This window comes from Klebsiella sp. K4, from assembly GCF_014596785.2.
GTDB classification, from domain to species: Bacteria; Pseudomonadota; Gammaproteobacteria; order Enterobacterales; family Enterobacteriaceae; genus Klebsiella; species Klebsiella pneumoniae.
In genome coordinates, this window is record NZ_CP115021.1 from 5,129,618 (window position 1) to 5,147,217 (window position 17,600).

The 17,600-nt window shown below is 56.2% G+C and carries 15 protein-coding genes; 5 read left to right on the plus strand and 10 right to left on the minus strand.

The genetic code is table 11. From position 1 onward, the window contains the following. Positions 1 to 2 precede the first annotated feature (2 nt). The 9 genes from rffC to trxA form a co-directional block, all read right to left on the minus strand. Positions 3 to 677, minus strand: a complete 675-nt coding sequence (gene rffC / locus IB144_RS25240; protein WP_004146507.1) for a dTDP-4-amino-4,6-dideoxy-D-galactose acyltransferase — start codon at positions 675 to 677, stop codon at positions 3 to 5. Beyond that, positions 655 to 1,536 (minus strand): glucose-1-phosphate thymidylyltransferase RfbA, encoded by an 882-nt coding sequence (gene rfbA, locus IB144_RS25245; RefSeq protein ID WP_002883307.1) that lies wholly within the window; start codon positions 1,534 to 1,536, stop codon positions 655 to 657. The genes rffC and rfbA overlap by 23 nt, the downstream gene beginning before the upstream one ends. Positions 1,537 to 1,554: 18 nt before the next feature. Continuing rightward, a complete protein-coding gene (gene rffG, locus IB144_RS25250) occupies positions 1,555 to 2,622 on the minus strand; it encodes a dTDP-glucose 4,6-dehydratase (RefSeq protein WP_019704851.1) in 1,068 nt (355 codons plus the stop codon). After that, the gene (wecC, locus tag IB144_RS25255) at positions 2,619 to 3,881 is read right to left on the minus strand and encodes a UDP-N-acetyl-D-mannosamine dehydrogenase (protein WP_004186361.1); all 1,263 of its coding nucleotides are present in this window, start codon (positions 3,879 to 3,881) and stop codon (positions 2,619 to 2,621) included. Before wecC ends, rffG begins: the two co-directional genes overlap by 4 nt. Continuing rightward, positions 3,878 to 5,008, minus strand: a complete 1,131-nt coding sequence (gene wecB, locus IB144_RS25260) for a UDP-N-acetylglucosamine 2-epimerase (non-hydrolyzing) (protein WP_002883297.1) — start codon at positions 5,006 to 5,008, stop codon at positions 3,878 to 3,880. Before wecB ends, wecC begins: the two co-directional genes overlap by 4 nt. Before the next feature lie 56 nt (positions 5,009 to 5,064). Then, entirely contained in the window at positions 5,065 to 6,111 is a 1,047-nt protein-coding gene (wzzE, locus tag IB144_RS25265) for an ECA polysaccharide chain length modulation protein (protein ID WP_002883296.1), read from the minus strand. Positions 6,112 to 6,124: 13 nt separating this feature from the next. Then, positions 6,125 to 7,228 (minus strand): UDP-N-acetylglucosamine--undecaprenyl-phosphate N-acetylglucosaminephosphotransferase, encoded by a 1,104-nt coding sequence (wecA, locus tag IB144_RS25270; RefSeq protein ID WP_002883295.1) that lies wholly within the window; start codon positions 7,226 to 7,228, stop codon positions 6,125 to 6,127. A 240-nt stretch (positions 7,229 to 7,468) separates the two neighbouring features. Further along, a complete protein-coding gene (gene rho, locus IB144_RS25275; RefSeq protein WP_002883293.1) occupies positions 7,469 to 8,728 on the minus strand; it encodes a transcription termination factor Rho in 1,260 nt (419 codons plus the stop codon). A gap of 330 nt (positions 8,729 to 9,058) precedes the next feature. Beyond that, positions 9,059 to 9,388, minus strand: coding sequence for a thioredoxin TrxA (trxA, locus tag IB144_RS25280; protein ID WP_002883224.1), 330 nt, complete (start codon positions 9,386 to 9,388; stop codon positions 9,059 to 9,061). A 341-nt stretch (positions 9,389 to 9,729) separates the two neighbouring features. Here trxA and rhlB point away from each other — a divergent pair, with 341 nt between their 5' ends. From rhlB to IB144_RS25305, 5 genes are all read left to right on the plus strand, one after another. Beyond that, positions 9,730 to 10,995, plus strand: a complete 1,266-nt coding sequence (rhlB, locus tag IB144_RS25285) for an ATP-dependent RNA helicase RhlB (protein WP_002883222.1) — start codon at positions 9,730 to 9,732, stop codon at positions 10,993 to 10,995. A 118-nt stretch (positions 10,996 to 11,113) separates the two neighbouring features. Beyond that, positions 11,114 to 12,622 carry a guanosine-5'-triphosphate,3'-diphosphate diphosphatase gene (gppA, locus tag IB144_RS25290; RefSeq protein ID WP_004150419.1) on the plus strand — a complete coding sequence of 503 codons (1,509 nt, stop codon included), beginning with the start codon at positions 11,114 to 11,116 and terminating at the stop codon, positions 12,620 to 12,622. Between the two features lie 19 nt (positions 12,623 to 12,641). Next, positions 12,642 to 13,568 carry a LysR family transcriptional regulator gene (locus IB144_RS25295; protein ID WP_002883211.1) on the plus strand — a complete coding sequence of 309 codons (927 nt, stop codon included), beginning with the start codon at positions 12,642 to 12,644 and terminating at the stop codon, positions 13,566 to 13,568. A 130-nt stretch (positions 13,569 to 13,698) separates the two neighbouring features. Next, on the plus strand, positions 13,699 to 14,697 hold the full coding sequence (locus tag IB144_RS25300; protein WP_004181642.1) for an amidohydrolase family protein: 999 nt from the start codon (positions 13,699 to 13,701) through the stop codon (positions 14,695 to 14,697). A gap of 62 nt (positions 14,698 to 14,759) precedes the next feature. After that, positions 14,760 to 15,482 carry a DUF554 domain-containing protein gene (locus IB144_RS25305; RefSeq protein ID WP_002883185.1) on the plus strand — a complete coding sequence of 241 codons (723 nt, stop codon included), beginning with the start codon at positions 14,760 to 14,762 and terminating at the stop codon, positions 15,480 to 15,482. A 4-nt stretch (positions 15,483 to 15,486) separates the two neighbouring features. On the opposite strand, the gene rep is transcribed toward IB144_RS25305, so the two are convergent. After that, positions 15,487 to 17,508, minus strand: a complete 2,022-nt coding sequence (gene rep / locus IB144_RS25310) for a DNA helicase Rep (RefSeq protein ID WP_004181641.1) — start codon at positions 17,506 to 17,508, stop codon at positions 15,487 to 15,489. Between the last annotated feature and the right edge of the window lie 92 nt (positions 17,509 to 17,600).

The following is a 17,600-nucleotide window of genomic DNA, read 5'->3' on the forward strand; positions in this document are numbered from 1 at the left end:
GGTCACCTGTATAGCCAGTAGGCGGTGCTTTCCACGTTAGCACCGCTGAGAATATAACGTTTAAGCGCGGCGGTGTTGCCCATCTGGGTCGCCACCCGCAGTGTAGAAAGTCCGCGCGAGGCGGCCCAGTACCGCGCCGCCTGCATCAACTGCGCCCCGGCGCCGCGTCCGGCCAGCAGGCCGATACGCGCTTCGGTCGCAGTGATCTGCCGCAGGGAGACAAAGGCGCGAATATCGCCCTCAGGATGGCGGTAAATCAGGCACTGATGATCGAAGGTGCCGCGCACCGCATTTTCAATCCACTGGGCATAGAAGCGGCCGCTGGCGTCGGCAGCGTACCAGGGCGCGCGAAAGCGGCTCATGGCAAATGCCTGCGCCGCCTGCTCGCGCAGCGGCGCAATATCCGCTTCCACGGCGACGTCTGCGCCTGCATCTGCAGGGCTGCCCACCGGCAGCGCCAGATCGACCTCACCTTCCACCAGCTGAAAACCCAGCCGCTGCAGCGCGTCCAGCCGGACGGTGTCGCTGGCGGCGATCTTCGCCTGCACTCGCGACCACCCCGCCAGCGCCTCAGGCGTCAGCCGCGGCGCGTGCTCGTCAAAGCGCACGATCGCGCTGTTCACGGCAAAGAAGCGGTTCTCCCACTCCAGGGGGTCAATACTGGCGCGGACGGGCACGGAGCAGATCCAGCAGATATTGGCCGTAGCCGGTTTTTTCCAGCCGCTTCGCCGCACGTTTGACGCCGTCGTCGTCCAGCCAGCCGTTACGCCAGCCGATCTCTTCCAGACAGGCGATTTTAAAGCCCTGGCGCTTCTCGACGGTCTGCACGAACATGCTGGCCTCGATCAGGCTATCGTGGGTGCCGGTGTCCAGCCAGGCAAAGCCGCGTCCAAGCAGTTCGACGGTCAATGCGCCATCCTCCAGATACATCTGGTTGATGGAGGTGATTTCCAGCTCGCCGCGCTCGGATGGTTTGACCCGTTTGGCATACTCCGTCACCTTGCCATCGTAGAAATAGAGACCGGTGACCGCCCAGTTCGACTTCGGCTGCTTCGGCTTCTCTTCCAGCGATAGCGCACGGAAGTTATCATCAAACTCCACCACGCCAAAGCGCTCAGGATCCATCACCTGATAGCCAAAAATCGTCGCCCCTTCCGTGCGGGCAGCGACGCTGCGCAGCTTCGGGCTAAAGCTCTGGCCGAAGAAGATATTGTCGCCTAACACCAGACACGCCGGTTCGCCGTTAAGAAAGGCTTCGCCGATGATAAACGCCTGGGCTAAACCATCCGGCGTCGGCTGTACGGCATAGTGCAGCGCAATGCCAAACTCTGAGCCATCGCCGAGCAGGCGCTGGAAATCACGTAGGTCGTCCGGCGTGGTGATAATCAGGATCTCACGGATCCCGGCCAGCATTAATACCGACAGCGGGTAGTAGATCATCGGCTTATCGTAGATCGGCAACAGCTGCTTCGATACGCCGCGGGTGATGGGATGTAGCCGCGTTCCGGAACCGCCCGCCAGAATAATACCTTTCATCATTCCCCCCAGAGATGATTAGCTTTGCAGCCCAAGACGCTCGCCCTGATAGCTTCCGTCCTGAACCTGACGCCACCAGGCCTCGTTCGCCAGATACCACGCCACGGTCTTATGCATACCGGAGGTGAAAGTCTCTGCCGGCGTCCAGCCCAGCTCGCGGGCAATCTTCGAGGCATCAATGGCATAGCGCAGATCGTGGCCCGGACGATCGGCAACGAAGGCGATCAGATCGCGATAGTGCGCCACGCCCTGCGGCTTATCCGGCGCCAGCTCTTCCAGCAGCTGACAAATGGTTTCCACCACCTCGATATTTTTACGTTCGTTATGACCGCCGATATTGTAAGTTTCGCCCGGTTCGCCGCGGGTCGCCACCAGATACAGCGCTCTGGCGTGATCTTCCACGTACAGCCAGTCGCGGATCTGTTGTCCATTGCCATACACCGGCAGCGGCTTGCCCGCCAGCGCGTTAAGGATCGTCAGCGGGATCAGCTTCTCGGGAAAGTGATACGGGCCGTAGTTATTTGAGCAGTTGGTGATAAGCGTCGGCAGACCATAGGTTCGCAGCCAGGCGCGCACCAGGTGGTCGCTGCTGGCTTTCGAAGCCGAATAGGGGCTGCTTGGCGCATAGGGCGTGGTCTCGGTAAAGAAATCATCGCTGCCGTGCAGATCGCCATACACTTCATCGGTGGAGATGTGATGGAAGCGAAACGCCGATTTTTGCGCCGTAGCCAGGGTATTCCACCAGCTACGGGCCGCCTCCAGCAGCGTATAGGTGCCCACGATATTGGTCTCGATAAACGCCGCCGGGCCGTCAATCGAACGATCGACATGGCTTTCCGCCGCCAGGTGCATCACCGTATCCGGTTGATGCTGACGAAAAATGCGATCCAGCTCGGCGCGGTCGCAGATATCCACCTGTTCAAAGGCGAAACGCGCATCCTGCGCCACCGGCGCCAGCGACATTAAATTGCCGGCGTAGGTCAGTTTATCCACCACCACCACGCGATCGGCGGTGTGCTGGATAATCTCCCGCACTACCGCCGAACCAATGAAGCCCGCGCCGCCGGTGACCAGAATGGTTCTCACCGCCACACTCCTTTGGTGTCGACGATAAACGCCTGGGTGACGCTATCGCCGCTAACGGCTTTAAATTGGTTATGATCGACCAACATCACCAGCACATCGGCGCTGGCCAGCGCCGCCTCAAGGGTCGCCAGCGTACACAGTCCATCGAGTTTCTTCGGCAGTGCGTGAATGTTGGGCTCAACCACCTGGGTCGTGCCGCTGTGCCAGCGGGCAATCTGCGCGGCAATTTCCATCGCCGGACTTTCGCGCAGGTCGTCAATATTCGGTTTAAAAGCGAGGCCAAAACAGGCGATCGTCAGTTCGCTGGCCCGCTTGTTGGTGGCATTCAGGCAGTCCGCCACCTGCGCTTTCACCTGTTCGATAACCCATTCCGGCTTGTGGTCGTTGACCTCGCGAGCGGTGCGGATCAGACGCGCCTGCTGCGGGTTTTGCGCCACGATAAACCATGGGTCGACGGCGATACAGTGGCCGCCAACACCCGGGCCCGGCTGCAGGATATTGACGCGCGGATGGCGGTTCGCCAGGCGGATCAGCTCCCAGACGTTAATCCCCTGGTCAGCGCAAATCAGCGACAGCTCGTTGGCAAAAGCGATGTTGACGTCGCGGAAGCTGTTTTCCGTCAGCTTGCACATCTCGGCGGTGCGCGAGTTGGTCACCACGCATTCGCCTTCAAGGAAGATTTTATACAGCTCGCTGGCGCGAGCGGAGCAGACCGGCGACATGCCGCCGATAACGCGGTCGTTTTTAATCAGCTCGACCATCACCTGACCGGGCAATACCCGCTCCGGGCAGTAGGCGATATTCACGTCCGCCGCTTCACCCACCTGCTGGGGGAAGCTAAGATCCGGGCGCATCTCCGCCAGCCACTCGGCCATCTGTTCGGTCGACCCGACCGGCGAAGTGGACTCGAGGATCACCAGCGAGCCTTTCTTTAACGTCGGCGCAATAGATTTGGCGGCCGACTCGACAAACACCATATCCGGCTCGTGGCGATCTTTAAACGGCGTCGGCACGGCAATCAGGTAAGCATCCGCCTCCACCGGGGTGGTGGTGGCGCTTAAATACCCCTGCTCGACCGCGGTCTTCACCACGCTCGCCAGATCCGGCTCCACGATATGAATCTCTCCACGGTTAATGGTCTCCACGGCATGTTGATTAACATCAACGCCGACCACCCGCTTCTGCCGGGAGGCGAACGCGGCAGCGGTTGGCAGCCCGATATAGCCAAGGCCAATCACTGAAATGGTAGAAAAACTCATAGCGTTACCTGATTATTTTTAAGTGCAGACAAAATGCGACGACATGCTTCGCCATCGCCATAGGGATTATGCGCGCGGCTCATCGCCTGGTATGCAGCATCATCCTCCAGCAGTCGCGTCACTTCCGCGACGATGCGCTGGCTGTCGGTGCCCACCAGACACACGGTGCCGGCGGCCACCGCTTCCGGACGTTCGGTCATATCGCGCATGACCAGCACCGGCTTACCCAGCGAGGGGGCCTCTTCCTGAATGCCGCCGGAATCGGTCAGGATCAGCCAGGCGCGATCCATCAGCCAGACGAACGGCAGGTAATCCTGCGGTTCAATCAACATCACATTGTCAATATGGCCAAGAATACGATTCACCGGCTCGCTGACATTAGGATTCAGGTGAACCGGATAGACAATCTGCACCTCAGGGTGGGTATGGGCTATCTCGGCCAGCGCCTGGCAGATCTGTTCAAAACCGAGCCCAAAGCTTTCCCGCCGGTGGCCGGTAACCAGAATCATCTTTTTACCGTGGCTGATGAAAGGATAGCGCTGCAGCAGGGTCTCCCGTAGCGCTTCATCGCCCAGCACCCGATCCCGCACCCAGAACAGGGCGTCAATGACCGTATTCCCGGTAACCGTGATCCGACTGTCGGCAATATTTTCCCGCAGCAGGTTCTGCCGCGAGGTTTCCGTGGGGGCGAAATGGTATGTCGCCAGATGGCCGGTCAACGTACGGTTGCCTTCTTCCGGCCACGGCGAACTTAAATCACCGGTGCGCAGGCCGGCCTCTACGTGACCCACCGGTATCCGCTGGTAAAACGCCGCCAGGCTCGCCGCCATGGTGGTGGTGGTATCGCCATGCACCAGCACCACGTCGGGTTTAAACGACTCCAGCACCGGCTTCAGCCCTTCAAGGATGCGACAGGTGATCTCGGTCAGCCCCTGCCCCGGCTTCATGATGTTGAGATCGTAGTCCGGGACAATAGAGAAAAGTTTCAACACCTGATCGAGCATCTCCCGATGCTGCGCGGTCACGCATACTTTCGCCTCAAAATGAGGATCCTTTGCCAGCGCATGGACCAGAGGCGCCATCTTGATGGCTTCCGGCCTCGTGCCAAATACAGTTAGTACTTTCACATCGATTCTCTTCGATTAGGCGATGAAGGTCATCTGCCCTTCACCACAGGCCGCAATCACAGGACACGACGACGCGATAACGCCACGCCTGCGCCGATGAGCGCACCCACAATCCCCCACATCACCATCAGAAATACACGGCGCGGGCTATCGCGTTTTACAGGTTCTTCCGGCGTCCGCAAATACCGGTAAGTCTGAAAACGCGGATCTAACGTTGGACCGACGTTCAACGTGCTCAGCATGGCGCGGTTCTGGTCGTAATCGAGGTCATATTCCGGCCCGACGGCCTGCAGGTTTTCCAGCCTGGCCTGCAGCATCGGCCTGCCCAATAAAAATAGCTCTGAATCCGGCAACTGATCGGCAGGAACATCCGTTTCGCTACGTGAAATATTGTGCTGCTGAGCCACCTTCAGCGCCTGCTCCACGCTGTGCGTCCGGCGGTTGAAGATGGCCTCGGCCACCTCTTCCTGGCGCTTCACCTGCGCCTTCATCTGCACCGTCCGCGCCGCCCAGGCGCCTTTAAGTTCGTCGTTAAGATGGCCTGCCGCCCGCTGGCTGGCGAAGGCCACATACTGACGCAACAGATTATTGGCATCCTGCCCGGTCTCGGCGGTCAGTTTGACGCTGTCGTTAATGCTCTTGGCCGCATCGCCTGGCATAAACTGGATATTGTTAATCAGGTCATCCAGCATCGCCGCATCAGCGCGGGCATTACCCGACTGACGCTGCTTGTAGTAGTCCGTTTGCAGCCAGAAATCGCGCCGGGTATCCCATGAGGCCAGCTGCATGATGAACTCTTTATACGCTTCATCCATGGCGGAAGGCTGGTCGACCGAGGCGAGGTCGGCTTTAATGTCCAGATTGCGTAGGAACTGCTGTTGGGAATAGTATCCCCCCAACATATTGACAGTAGGCCGATCGGTGATCGCCGTGGCGCTCCACTCCTGGCGAGCAAAGAAGGTGTACACCAGCACGATGGCGGCGAAGAGTACGGCGCCGCCGACTATCCAGCCTTTTCCTGCCCATAAAGCGCGAAACAGCCCGCGAATATCCAGCTCGTTCTCAACGTTCACTGCTTGTGCTCCCGGTAATGGTTGAGTCATCACATCCCCAGCTCTACTTGGTTAGTTTCGGATTATTGCCGCTGTGTCGCCGAATTCTGCGTCTGATGCGCTTAACCAGGCGCGCCACTTTCCAGGCGCGCTTAATACAGTAGCCATAAAGAAAGAAGGCTACCAAAAAGAGAATTAACATCACCCATTCCGGCACAATGCGGGTGTATTCCGCCACGACGCCAACCAGCGCCAGCAGGGCGGCGGCCAGGGTAATCAGGACAAACGCCTGGCGGGAAGTAAACCCGGCGCGCATGATCAAATGATGAATATGCTGACGGTCCGGTGAGAAAGGACTCATGCCTTTGCGCAGGCGGCGATACATAATCGCCACCATGTCCATCAGCGGGATAGCGATAATCCACAGCGCGGTCACCGGGCTAATGGGATGCGTTTTACCTTGCGTGGTTTCCAGCAGGATCCAGATGATGGTGAAGCCAATCATCGTGCTGCCGGCGTCACCCATAAAGACTTTATAGCGGCGGCCGAGGGCGCCAAGATTGAGAAGAATATAGGGTAGAATGGCGGCGATCATCGCGAAACACCACATCGCCAGGCTGTACTGACCATCAAACCAAAGAATAATCCCGGTCGCCGCAAAAGAGACCGATGACAGTCCGCCGAGCAGGCCGTCGATACCATCGACCATGTTGAACGCATTGATAGCGGCCCAGACGGCAAACAGCGTCAGGAAGAAGCCGAAGGGCCCCAGCACCAGTTCCCACGAGCCAAAAATAAAGCCCAAACTACTCAGATGCAGATTCCCTGCCATCATCATAATCACGGCGATCGCGGCCTGAATGACCGCGCGAATTTTCACGCTGATGTCGAAGCGATCGTCAAGCGCGCCAACCAGCACCAATACCCCCGCGCAGGCCAGATACAGCGAGGCGTGAGGAATATAATAATCGGCGATGGCGAAAGTGAAACAGATACCTGCATAAACTGAGATACCACCGACCAACGGAATCAACCCCTGATGCCGTTTGCGATAGTTGGGTTTATCCACTAACCCGATCTTTTTTGCCACTTTCCGCGCGACAAAAATAAAGAGGGTCGTGAATAAGAAAATACTGATTAATTCAGTAATAGCAGTGAGTAAATTCACAACGCATGTGCTCTCAGCATAGTTAATCCGGGAAGTATAGCGATGATGCCCCAACTCCAGAAGGGGAAAAGCAGAACATTACAAATTTATTGTATAGATTTTAGTCTGTTAAAGCTGTCTCCGCCTGCTATCCGGCGCCATTATACGACAACTTTCGTCCCGCTTTCTCTGTCTCTGGATCATACAAACCCAAAAATGAAAACGCCACGCAAAGGCGTGGCGTTTTTGGCTTTTTTTACCTTACGAGCGCTTCATCATATCGAAGAAGTCATCATTCGTCTTGGTCATTGCCAGCTTATTGATGAGGAATTCCATCGCATCAATCTCACCCATCGGATGGATAATTTTGCGCAGGATCCACATTTTCTGCAGCTCTTCCTGAGTGGTAAGCAGCTCTTCTTTACGGGTACCGGAACGGTTGTAGTCGATAGCCGGGAAGACGCGTTTTTCAGCAATCTTACGAGAGAGGTGCAGTTCCATGTTACCGGTGCCTTTAAACTCTTCGTAGATAACTTCGTCCATTTTGGAACCGGTGTCGATCAGCGCCGTGGCGATGATGGTCAGGCTACCGCCCTCCTCGACGTTACGTGCCGCACCAAAGAAACGCTTCGGACGGTGCAGGGCGTTGGCGTCCACACCACCGGTCAACACTTTACCGGAAGCCGGAACCACGGTGTTGTAGGCACGCGCCAGACGGGTAATGGAGTCGAGCAGGATGATAACGTCTTTCTTGTGTTCAACCAGACGTTTCGCTTTCTCAATAACCATCTCGGCAACCTGCACGTGACGGGATGCCGGCTCGTCAAAGGTGGAAGCAACCACTTCACCTTTCACCAGACGCTGCATCTCGGTCACTTCTTCCGGACGTTCGTCGATCAGCAGTACCATCAGGACACAGTCCGGGTGGTTGTATGCGATGCTTTGCGCGATGTTCTGCAGCAGCATGGTTTTACCGGCTTTCGGCGGCGCGACGATCAGACCACGCTGGCCGCGGCCAATCGGGGAGGCCAGATCCAGTACGCGAGCGGTTAAGTCTTCGGTAGAACCGTTACCACGCTCCATACGCAGGCGAGAGTTCGCGTGCAGCGGCGTTAAGTTCTCGAACAGGATCTTGTTACGCGCGTTTTCCGGCTTGTCGTAGTTAACTTCGTTAACTTTCAGCAGCGCAAAGTAACGTTCACCCTCTTTCGGAGGACGAATCTTACCGGAAATGGTGTCACCAGTGCGGAGGTTGAAACGGCGGATTTGGCTGGGGGATACGTAGATGTCGTCAGGGCCGGCGAGGTAGGAGCTGTCTGCGGAGCGGAGGAATCCAAATCCATCCTGCAGTATCTCCAGTACGCCGTCGCCAAAGATATCTTCGCCACTCTTCGAATGCTGCTTGAGGATGGCAAAAATAATATCCTGCTTACGCATACGAGCCAGGTTTTCCAGCCCCATATTTTCGCCGAGAGTAATCAGCTCAGAAACCGGCGTATTCTTTAATTCGGTAAGATTCATAGTGGTGTGGGTTCTTAAACTCGGGGTAAATCTCGAACTTAATGTTGTGAATGGTATGGCAGGAACTTCCATGCCTGTTAACGGCCTTCATCTCGTGTCTGTACGTTGCCTGGTCACAGGAAAGAACGCAGAACTGAAACGACTAGACGGAATGAGTGAAAAGCCCGGAATTATTAGCTTCACGCGCATTTATGCGGGATGCTTCGGGTAAAACAAGATTCAAACAAGGTATGTTTAAAACGAAGTCTGTGGATTAACTTAGCACGACTCCAGCCGGGCGTCCAGAGTTCCGCAAAAAATAGGAATCTGGACGCCGGAACAGCAATTCGCTTACGCCAGGTTAGCGTCGAGGAACTCTTTCAGCTGACCCTTGGACAGTGCGCCAACTTTAGTGGCCGCCACTTCGCCGTTTTTAAACAGCAGCAGGGTTGGGATACCGCGAATGCCGTATTTCGGCGCAGTGCCCGGGTTCTGGTCAATGTTCAGCTTAGCTACGGTCAGTTTGCCCTGATACTCTTCAGCGATCTCATCCAGAATCGGGGCGATCATTTTGCACGGACCACACCACTCTGCCCAGAAATCGACGAGGGTCAGCCCGTCAGCCTTGAGTACGTCCGTGTCAAAACTGTCGTCAGTCAGGTGAATAATTTTATCGCTCATATTTAACTCCACAGGAATAAGCCTGGTGTGTTGGTGTCGTAGCCATCAACGACGCGCTGCGGCTACGTTATGCACGCTATTCTTCAGGATACCTCAATTCTCTGGCCTGCCAACTGGCGCAATCCATCATGGACTCGCCTGTTGACGCCAGGGTGCCCGAACGCGAACTGCATGCTGCAGATTTATCGCTCCCGACTCGCTTAGTAGTCTAAGCTATCCTGGATTCGTTCAGTTACCGTAGACGTACCTTGAATAATTTCGTACACCGCCAACGAAAGGTTGACGTTATTTCACCGGATACGCTTTCTTAATGCAATAGTTAGCTGATATTCTACCACACTATGAGCAAAACACATTTAACAGAACAGAAGTTTTCCGACTTCGCCCTGCACCCGGCAGTCATTGAAGCCCTTGAAAAGAAAGGGTTTCATAATTGCACACCCATTCAGGCCCTCGCCCTTCCGCTGACGCTGGAAGGCCGCGATGTCGCCGGGCAGGCGCAAACCGGTACCGGTAAAACGATGGCGTTCCTGACGTCAACGTTTCATTATCTTCTCTCTCACCCGGCTATCGCCGATCGCCAGGTTAACCAACCGCGCGCGCTGATTATGGCGCCGACGCGTGAACTGGCGGTACAGATCCACGCCGACGCTGAGCCACTGGCGCAGGCCACCGGTCTGAAGCTGGGTCTGGCTTACGGCGGCGACGGCTACGATAAGCAGCTGAAAGTGCTGGAAAGCGGCGTCGATATTCTGATCGGTACCACTGGTCGTCTGATCGATTACGCGAAGCAGAACCACATTAACCTCGGCGCCATTCAGGTTGTCGTGCTGGACGAAGCCGATCGCATGTACGATCTCGGCTTTATTAAAGATATCCGCTGGCTGTTCCGCCGCATGCCGCCGGCCACTCAGCGCCTGAACATGCTGTTCTCCGCGACCCTTTCTTATCGCGTCCGCGAACTGGCGTTCGAACAAATGAATAACGCCGAGTACGTTGAAGTCGAGCCGGAACAGAAAACGGGCCACCGTATTAAAGAAGAGCTCTTCTACCCGTCCAACGAAGAAAAAATGCGCCTGCTGCAGACGCTGCTGGAAGAAGAGTGGCCCGATCGCGCCATCGTCTTCGCCAATACCAAGCATCGTTGCGAAGATATCTGGGGGCATCTCGCCGCCGACGGCCATCGCGTAGGTCTGCTGACCGGCGACGTGGCGCAGAAAAAGCGTCTGCGTATTCTCGAAGAATTTACCCGTGGCGACCTCGATATTCTGGTCGCGACCGATGTTGCCGCCCGTGGCTTACATATTCCGGCCGTGACTCACGTCTTTAACTACGATCTGCCGGACGACTGCGAAGATTACGTTCACCGCATCGGCCGTACCGGTCGCGCTGGCGCCAGCGGTCACTCCATTAGCCTCGCCTGCGAAGAGTATGCGCTGAATCTGCCGGCGATCGAAACCTATATTGGTCACTCAATTCCGGTCAGTAAGTACAACCCGGACGCGCTGATGACCGACCTGCCTAAGCCGCTGCGTCTGACCCGTGCGCGCCCAGGCAACGGCCCGCGCCGTAACGGTCCACCGCGCAATCGTCGTCGTTCAGGTTAAGAGATCTATGCCATACGCTCAGTCATTCAGAATCTGCCAGGGCGACCTTCCACTGGCAACCCGCTCAGTGATGTGGATCGGGCCTAAGCGCCCCGCCGACCAGGGAGCCTTCTGAACGATGAAGAGTATGAGCTCCACCTCGCTATATGCCGCCATTGATTTGGGCTCCAATAGTTTCCATATGTTGGTGGTGCGCGAGGTGGCGGGCAGCATCCAGACGCTGAGCCGCATTAAGCGTAAGGTTCGACTGGCCGCCGGCCTGAATAGCGACAACACCCTCTCCGCAGAAGCGATGGAACGGGGCTGGCAGTGCTTACGCCTGTTTGCCGAGCGCCTGCAGGATATTCCGCCGACGCAAATCCGCGTCGTGGCCACCGCCACGCTGCGTCTTGCCGTCAATGCGGGGGAGTTTCTGGCGAAAGCGCAGGAGATCCTCGGCACTCCAGTGCAAGTGATCAGCGGCGAAGAAGAAGCGCGCCTGATTTACCAGGGTGTCGCCCATACCACCGGCGGCGCCGATCAGCGCCTGGTGGTCGATATCGGCGGCGCCAGCACCGAGCTGGTGACCGGGACCGGCGCACAAACAACCTCGCTGTTTAGCCTGTCGATGGGCTGTGTCACCTGGCTTGAACGCTATTTTGCCGACCGTAGTCTGACGAAAGAGAATTTCGATCTCGCCGAAGCGGCTGCGCGCGAGGTGCTACTGCCCGTCGCCGATGTGCTGCGCTATCACGGATGGAAAGTGTGCGTTGGCGCCTCCGGCACCGTTCAGGCTCTGCAGGAAATTATGATGGCGCAGGGGATGGATGAACGAATCACCCTCGCCAAACTCCAGCAGCTTAAACAGCGCGCTATCCAGTGCGGACGTCTGGAAGAGCTGGAGATCGAAGGCTTAACCCTTGAGCGGGCGCTGGTGTTTCCTAGCGGGCTGGCGATCCTGATCGCTATCTTCAGCGAACTGAATATTCAGTGTATGACCCTCGCGGGCGGCGCGTTACGCGAAGGCCTGGTGTACGGCATGCTGCATCTCTCCGTTGAGCAGGACATCCGCAGCCGCACGCTGCGTAATATTCAGCGTCGTTTTATGATCGACACCGAACAGGCCCAGCGCGTCGGCGGCCTTGCCAGTCATCTGCTCAGTCAGTTGGATGGCAGCTGGGAGCTGGATCCGCTAAGCCGTGATTTACTCCTTAGCGCCTGTGCGCTGCATGAGATTGGGCTGAGCGTGGATTTTAAGCGCGCGCCGCAGCACGCCGCCTATCTGGTCAATAACCTCGACCTGCCGGGCTTTACCCCGGCGCAGAAGAAGCTGATTGCCACGCTGCTCCTTAACCAGACTAACGCTATCGACCTCTCTTCGCTTCATCAACAGAATGCCGTCCCACCGCGGGTGGCTGAGCATCTGTGTCGTCTGCTGCGACTGGCAATCCTGTTTGCCAGCCGGCGGCGCGACGATCTGTTGCCCGCCATTCAGCTGACCGCTCAAGACGAACAACTGACGCTGATATTGCCGGGAAACTGGCTGGATGAACATCCGCTGGGTCGGGAGATGGTCGATCAGGAGTGTCAGTGGCAAAGCTACGTCCACTGGATACTTCGGGTCGCCAGCGGCGATACGCTGAAATAATATCCAGCCAGGAGGGCGGATGCGGGAAGAACTGGATTTCAAATCGCTACGCTTTTTCTCTGCGCTCTACCGCTTGGGCAATGTTTCCCCAGCAGCGGACGCGCTCGATATCAGCCAGCCCACCGGCAGCCTTTTGCTGAAAAAACTACGAGATCATTTTGCTGACCCGCTGTTTGTCCGGGTCGGGCAGCGGATGATCCCGACGCCGCGAGCGGACGCGATCGCCCCCACCATCTCGACTCTTCTCCAGCTTGCCGATAACGATTTAGCGGTCAAACCTGAATTTCTTCCCCAGCAGAGCCAGCGTAATTTTACGATCGGTATGACCGATATCAGCCAAATGACGCTGCTGCCTTTATTGCAAATTGCGCTCCAGCAGCAGGCGGCGGACGGGATCACCTTTACGGTGCAGAATCTGGATGAGCAGACCCTCAACGCCCTCGAATCCGGGAAATGCGATCTCGCGATCGGCTATCTGACGCAGCTTCCGGAAAGCGTCTACCAGCAACATCTCTTCGATCAATCATATGTCTGCCTGGCTGCGGAAAACCATCCTCGCATTCGCGCACAGCTCCGCGCCGAAGACTGGCGCCAGGAAAAGCATCTGGCGATCCGCGTGGAGGGAACTGCCCATGGCGATATGGATAAGCTGCTTGATGAGCACCACATGCCCCGGCGCATTGCGCTAACGTTACCAAGCTTTTTAGGTACCGGTGAGCTGGTGGCCGAAAGCGATATGATTGCCGTCGTCCCGGAACAGGTGGCGCGGCATATCACCCGGCGCTATCCCTGCCGCAGCTGGCCGCTGCCTTTTCCCCTCGCCAAAATCGCCATCCGTCAGGTCTGGCATCAGCGGCTGCACCGCGATCCCGGACATATCTGGCTACGCTCGCTGATCGCTACGCTTGCCGATCCCGCACAGCAGAGTACTTCTATTAAAATCTAAGTAACAAATTACGCCCGTGTATTGGTTTTATTAATAACCCCTATTACGTTTGGTTTATTGCTGGTAATACGTCAAAGCTTTTATTCTCCTCGCATCAAGCCACACTGACTCATATCGCAAGGAAAATATCATGCGCGGAAAAATTGCTTTAGAAGAACACGTATCCACTCCTGAAAATAACCGTCTGTGGGATTCATCTGGTGAAGCAGGTCGTAACGGCACAGAATATATGAAAGATGTTGAACGCCGCCTGCTGGATCGCAGCATTCAGCTGGAAGAAATGGCGCAGCGTCATATTGATCATGTAATTCTTTCTCTGACTTCACCTGGCGCCCAGTCTATTTTAGATAAAGCCAAAGCCGTCTCTTTTGCCCGCGATACCAACGATTTTATCGTTGAGAATTATGTTAAGCCAAATCCGGACAAATTCAGCGCCTTCGCCACCCTGGCATTGCAGAACCCGGAAGCCGCGGCGGAAGAGCTGGAGCGCGCCGTGAAAAAGTTAGGCATGAAAGGTGCGCTGATCAACGGCTACACCAACGTTAAAGATAGCGAGCATGGCCTGTATCTTGATGACGAATCCATGCTGGTATTCTGGGATAAGGTCAACGAGCTGAACGTGCCTGTCTATCTGCATCCTCGTGAACCGCTGGAAGGCCCGGCGCGTGGCATCTATACCGGTTACGAAAGCCTGATCGGCTCTGCCTGGGGCTTCGCTCAGGAAACGGCAGTGCATGCTATTCGTCTGATGATGAGCGGTCTGTTCGATCGTTATCCTAACCTCAATCTGGTGCTGGGTCACCTCGGCGAAGGGCTGGTACATATGCTGCCGCGCACTCAACATCGTCTCTATCGTCAGCGTTTCGGCTGCGGTCTGGGTAAAGCGGAAAAACCGTTAATGCACTACCTGCAGAATAACTTCATCGTTACCACCAGCGGCCATTTCAATACCCATTCACTGAATAATGCTATTGAAGTCATGGGCGCCGATCGCGTGATGTTCTCTGTCGATTATCCGTATGAAGATATTCATCAGGCCTGCGACTGGTTTGATCCTTTAGAACTTGAAGCAGGCCTGAAAGAGAAAATCGCCTGGGGTAATGCCAGCCGCGTATTTAACATTAAATAATTAATTTAAATATTTCAGGGCCTGTATATTCAGGCCCTGATTTTTATTAGGGAAAATAAATTATGGCTATAGGTATATTTGTCTGTAGCGGCTCGCTTCTCGTTGGTGCGCTGGCGGGCGCTTCACTGAATCGTTTTATTCCGGAACATTTCAAAAAAACCTTACCGTTGATCGCCGGACTGATCTCAATCAGTATGGGCATATTCTTTGTCAATAAATTACATAACCTGCCGCCGATTGCCCTGGCTATTATTGTCGGCACGATTATCGGCGGCTTGTTGAATATTGAAAAATGGATTGAACGAGCCGGAACAACGCTGCGCAGCCCCATTGAACGTATCTTTCCGGCGCAGTCCAGCGCCAGCGTCGGTGCGGAAGATTTTATGAATCAGTTTATCGCCGTGCTGATCCTGTTCTGCGCCAGCGGTACCGGCATCTTCGGCGCCTTAACCGAAGGGATGACCGGCGACCCGACCATTCTGCTGACCAAGTCGATCCTCGACTTTTTTACTGCCGCGATTTTCGCCTCCACGCTGGGGTATATCATCACCGTGATCTTTATTCCCCAGCTAATTGTTTTCGTTATCCTGTTTTTCGCGGCAACCTTTATCATGGCGTTAATCAATCCGTCGATGATCGCCGACTTCACCGCCTGCGGCGGCATCATTATGCTGGCGACCGGTTTCCGTCTGTGCGGGATCCGTGCCTTCCCTACCGCCAATATGCTGCCCTCGCTAATACTGGTGATGCCCTTCTCCGCCGCCTGGCAGCAGTTTATCGCCTGAGACGCTAAGCTTTTTTCGCCTTTGCCAGCATCGCCCGAATATTAGCGACGTTGGCCTGGCCTTTTTGCATCCGCTCTTCAGGCGTAATGGTTTTGCGTGCCTGCTCCCAGATAAGGTCGTCCTGAGGGAGCTCCAGCAGAAAACGACTCGGTTCAGGACGCACCAGCTCGCCATATTGCCGGCGCTCCTTACAGAGCGTAAAGGTCAGCTCTTTCTGCGCACGGGTGATGCCAACGTAGGCCAGGCGGCGCTCTTCATCGACGTTATCTTCATCAATGCTGCTTTGGTGCGGCAGCAATCCCTCTTCCATTCCCACCAGATAGACGTAGGGGAACTCCAGCCCCTTTGACGCATGGAGAGTCATCAGCTGCACCTGATCCAGCTCTTCATCCGATTCGCCGCGCTCCATCATGTCGCGCAGGGTAAAGCGGGTGACCACCTGGGTCAGGGTCATCGGCTCATCGATTTCGCTGCCTTCCAGCATCTCGGTCATCCAGGTAAACAGCTGGTTGACGTTTTTCATGCGCATTTCCGCGGCTTTCGGGCTGGGCGAGGTTTCATACAGCCAGGATTCGTAGTCGATCCCGCGAATCAAATCGCGCACGGCGTTGACCGGCTCTCGTTCGGCCAGCTGCTGGATCTCGCGTAGCCAGTGGGTGAAGCGGGTGAGGGATTCATAGCCGCGCCCGGTCAGCGTCTGGCTGAGACCCATATCAAAGCTGGCGGTGAACAATCCTTTGTTGCGGCCCATCGCCCACTCACCGAGCTTTTGCAGCGTCGCCGGGCCGATCTCGCGCTTCGGCGTGTTGACGATACGCAGGAAGGCGCTGTCGTCGTCCGGGTTGGTCAGCACGCGCAGATAGGCCAGCAGATCTTTAATTTCCGGACGCGAAAAGAACGACGTGCCGCCGGAGATTTTGTACGGGATGCGGTTCTGCATCAGCATCTTTTCAAAGACCCGCGACTGGTGATTGCCGCGATAAAGGATCGCGTAGTCTTTGTAATTGGTTTTATTAATGAAGTGGTGGGCGATCAGCTCCCCGGCCACGCGCTCCGCTTCATGATCTTCATTGTTGGCGGAGAGCACTTTCAGCTCCGCGCCATATCCCAGTTCGGAGAACAGCCGCTTTTCAAAGACGTGAGGGTTATTGGCGATCAAAATGTTGGCGGCTTTCAGAATACGCCCGGATGAGCGGTAGTTCTGCTCAAGCTTGATCACCTGCAGCGCCGGGAAGTCCTGGCTGAGCAGCACCAGGTTCTGCGGCCGCGCGCCGCGCCAGGAGTAGATCGACTGGTCGTCATCGCCCACCACGGTAAAGCGCGCCCGCTGACCCACCAGCAGTTTCACCAGCTCATACTGGCTGGTATTGGTATCCTGATACTCATCCACCAGCAGGTAGCGGATCTTATTTTGCCAGCGCTCGCGCACCTCCTCGTTGCGCTGCAGCAGCAGCGTTGGCAGCAGGATCAGATCGTCAAAATCGAGGACATTGCAGGCCTTCATGTGCGCGTCGTATAGCCCATAGCAGTGGGCGAAAATACGATCCCGTTCGCCTTTCGCGCCAGCGGCAGCCTGCGCCGGGGTTTTTAGATCGTTTTTCCAGTTAGAGATTGTCGAGATCAGCTGCTGAAGCACCACTTTGTCATCTTCGATCAACCCTTCGGTCAGTTCCTTAAGCAGCGCCACCTGATCGGTATCGTCGAATAAGGAAAAGTTAGACTTCATACCCAGCGCAGCGTATTCCCGCTTAATGATATCCAGCCCCAGGGTGTGGAAAGTGGAGATCATCAGGCCACGCGCCTCTTTGCGCCCCAGCGTTTGCCCAACGCGCTCTTTCATCTCGCGCGCGGCTTTATTGGTAAAGGTCACGGCTGCGATATGGCGCGCCTGATAGCCACAGCCGCGGATCAGGTGGGCGATTTTATTCGTAATAACGCGGGTCTTACCGGAACCGGCGCCCGCCAGCACCAGGCACGGTCCGGTGACGAATTCGACGGCTTGTTGTTGGCCAGGGTTTAAACGCATGGGAGTCTTGCTCAATCTTCGAACGGGGTGGGGATTGTAGCAGAAAGCGGAGCCGAGATTTACTGACTGATGGTAAAGTGTCAGCCACACAA

Coding starts and splice junctions, on each gene's coding strand:
- IB144_RS25300 (WP_004181642.1), top strand. CDS start 13,699: ATGCGCGGAAAAATTGCTTTAGAAGAACACGTATCCACTCCTGAAAAT.
- wecC (WP_004186361.1), bottom strand. CDS start 3,881: ATGAGTTTTTCTACCATTTCAGTGATTGGCCTTGGCTATATCGGGCTG.
- wzzE (WP_002883296.1), bottom strand. CDS start 6,111: ATGACTCAACCATTACCGGGAGCACAAGCAGTGAACGTTGAGAACGAG.
- gppA (WP_004150419.1), top strand. CDS start 11,114: ATGAAGAGTATGAGCTCCACCTCGCTATATGCCGCCATTGATTTGGGC.
- IB144_RS25295 (WP_002883211.1), top strand. CDS start 12,642: ATGCGGGAAGAACTGGATTTCAAATCGCTACGCTTTTTCTCTGCGCTC.
- rfbA (WP_002883307.1), bottom strand. CDS start 1,536: ATGAAAGGTATTATTCTGGCGGGCGGTTCCGGAACGCGGCTACATCCC.
- rep (WP_004181641.1), bottom strand. CDS start 17,508: ATGCGTTTAAACCCTGGCCAACAACAAGCCGTCGAATTCGTCACCGGA.
- trxA (WP_002883224.1), bottom strand. CDS start 9,388: ATGAGCGATAAAATTATTCACCTGACTGACGACAGTTTTGACACGGAC.
- IB144_RS25305 (WP_002883185.1), top strand. CDS start 14,760: ATGGCTATAGGTATATTTGTCTGTAGCGGCTCGCTTCTCGTTGGTGCG.
- rho (WP_002883293.1), bottom strand. CDS start 8,728: ATGAATCTTACCGAATTAAAGAATACGCCGGTTTCTGAGCTGATTACT.
- rhlB (WP_002883222.1), top strand. CDS start 9,730: ATGAGCAAAACACATTTAACAGAACAGAAGTTTTCCGACTTCGCCCTG.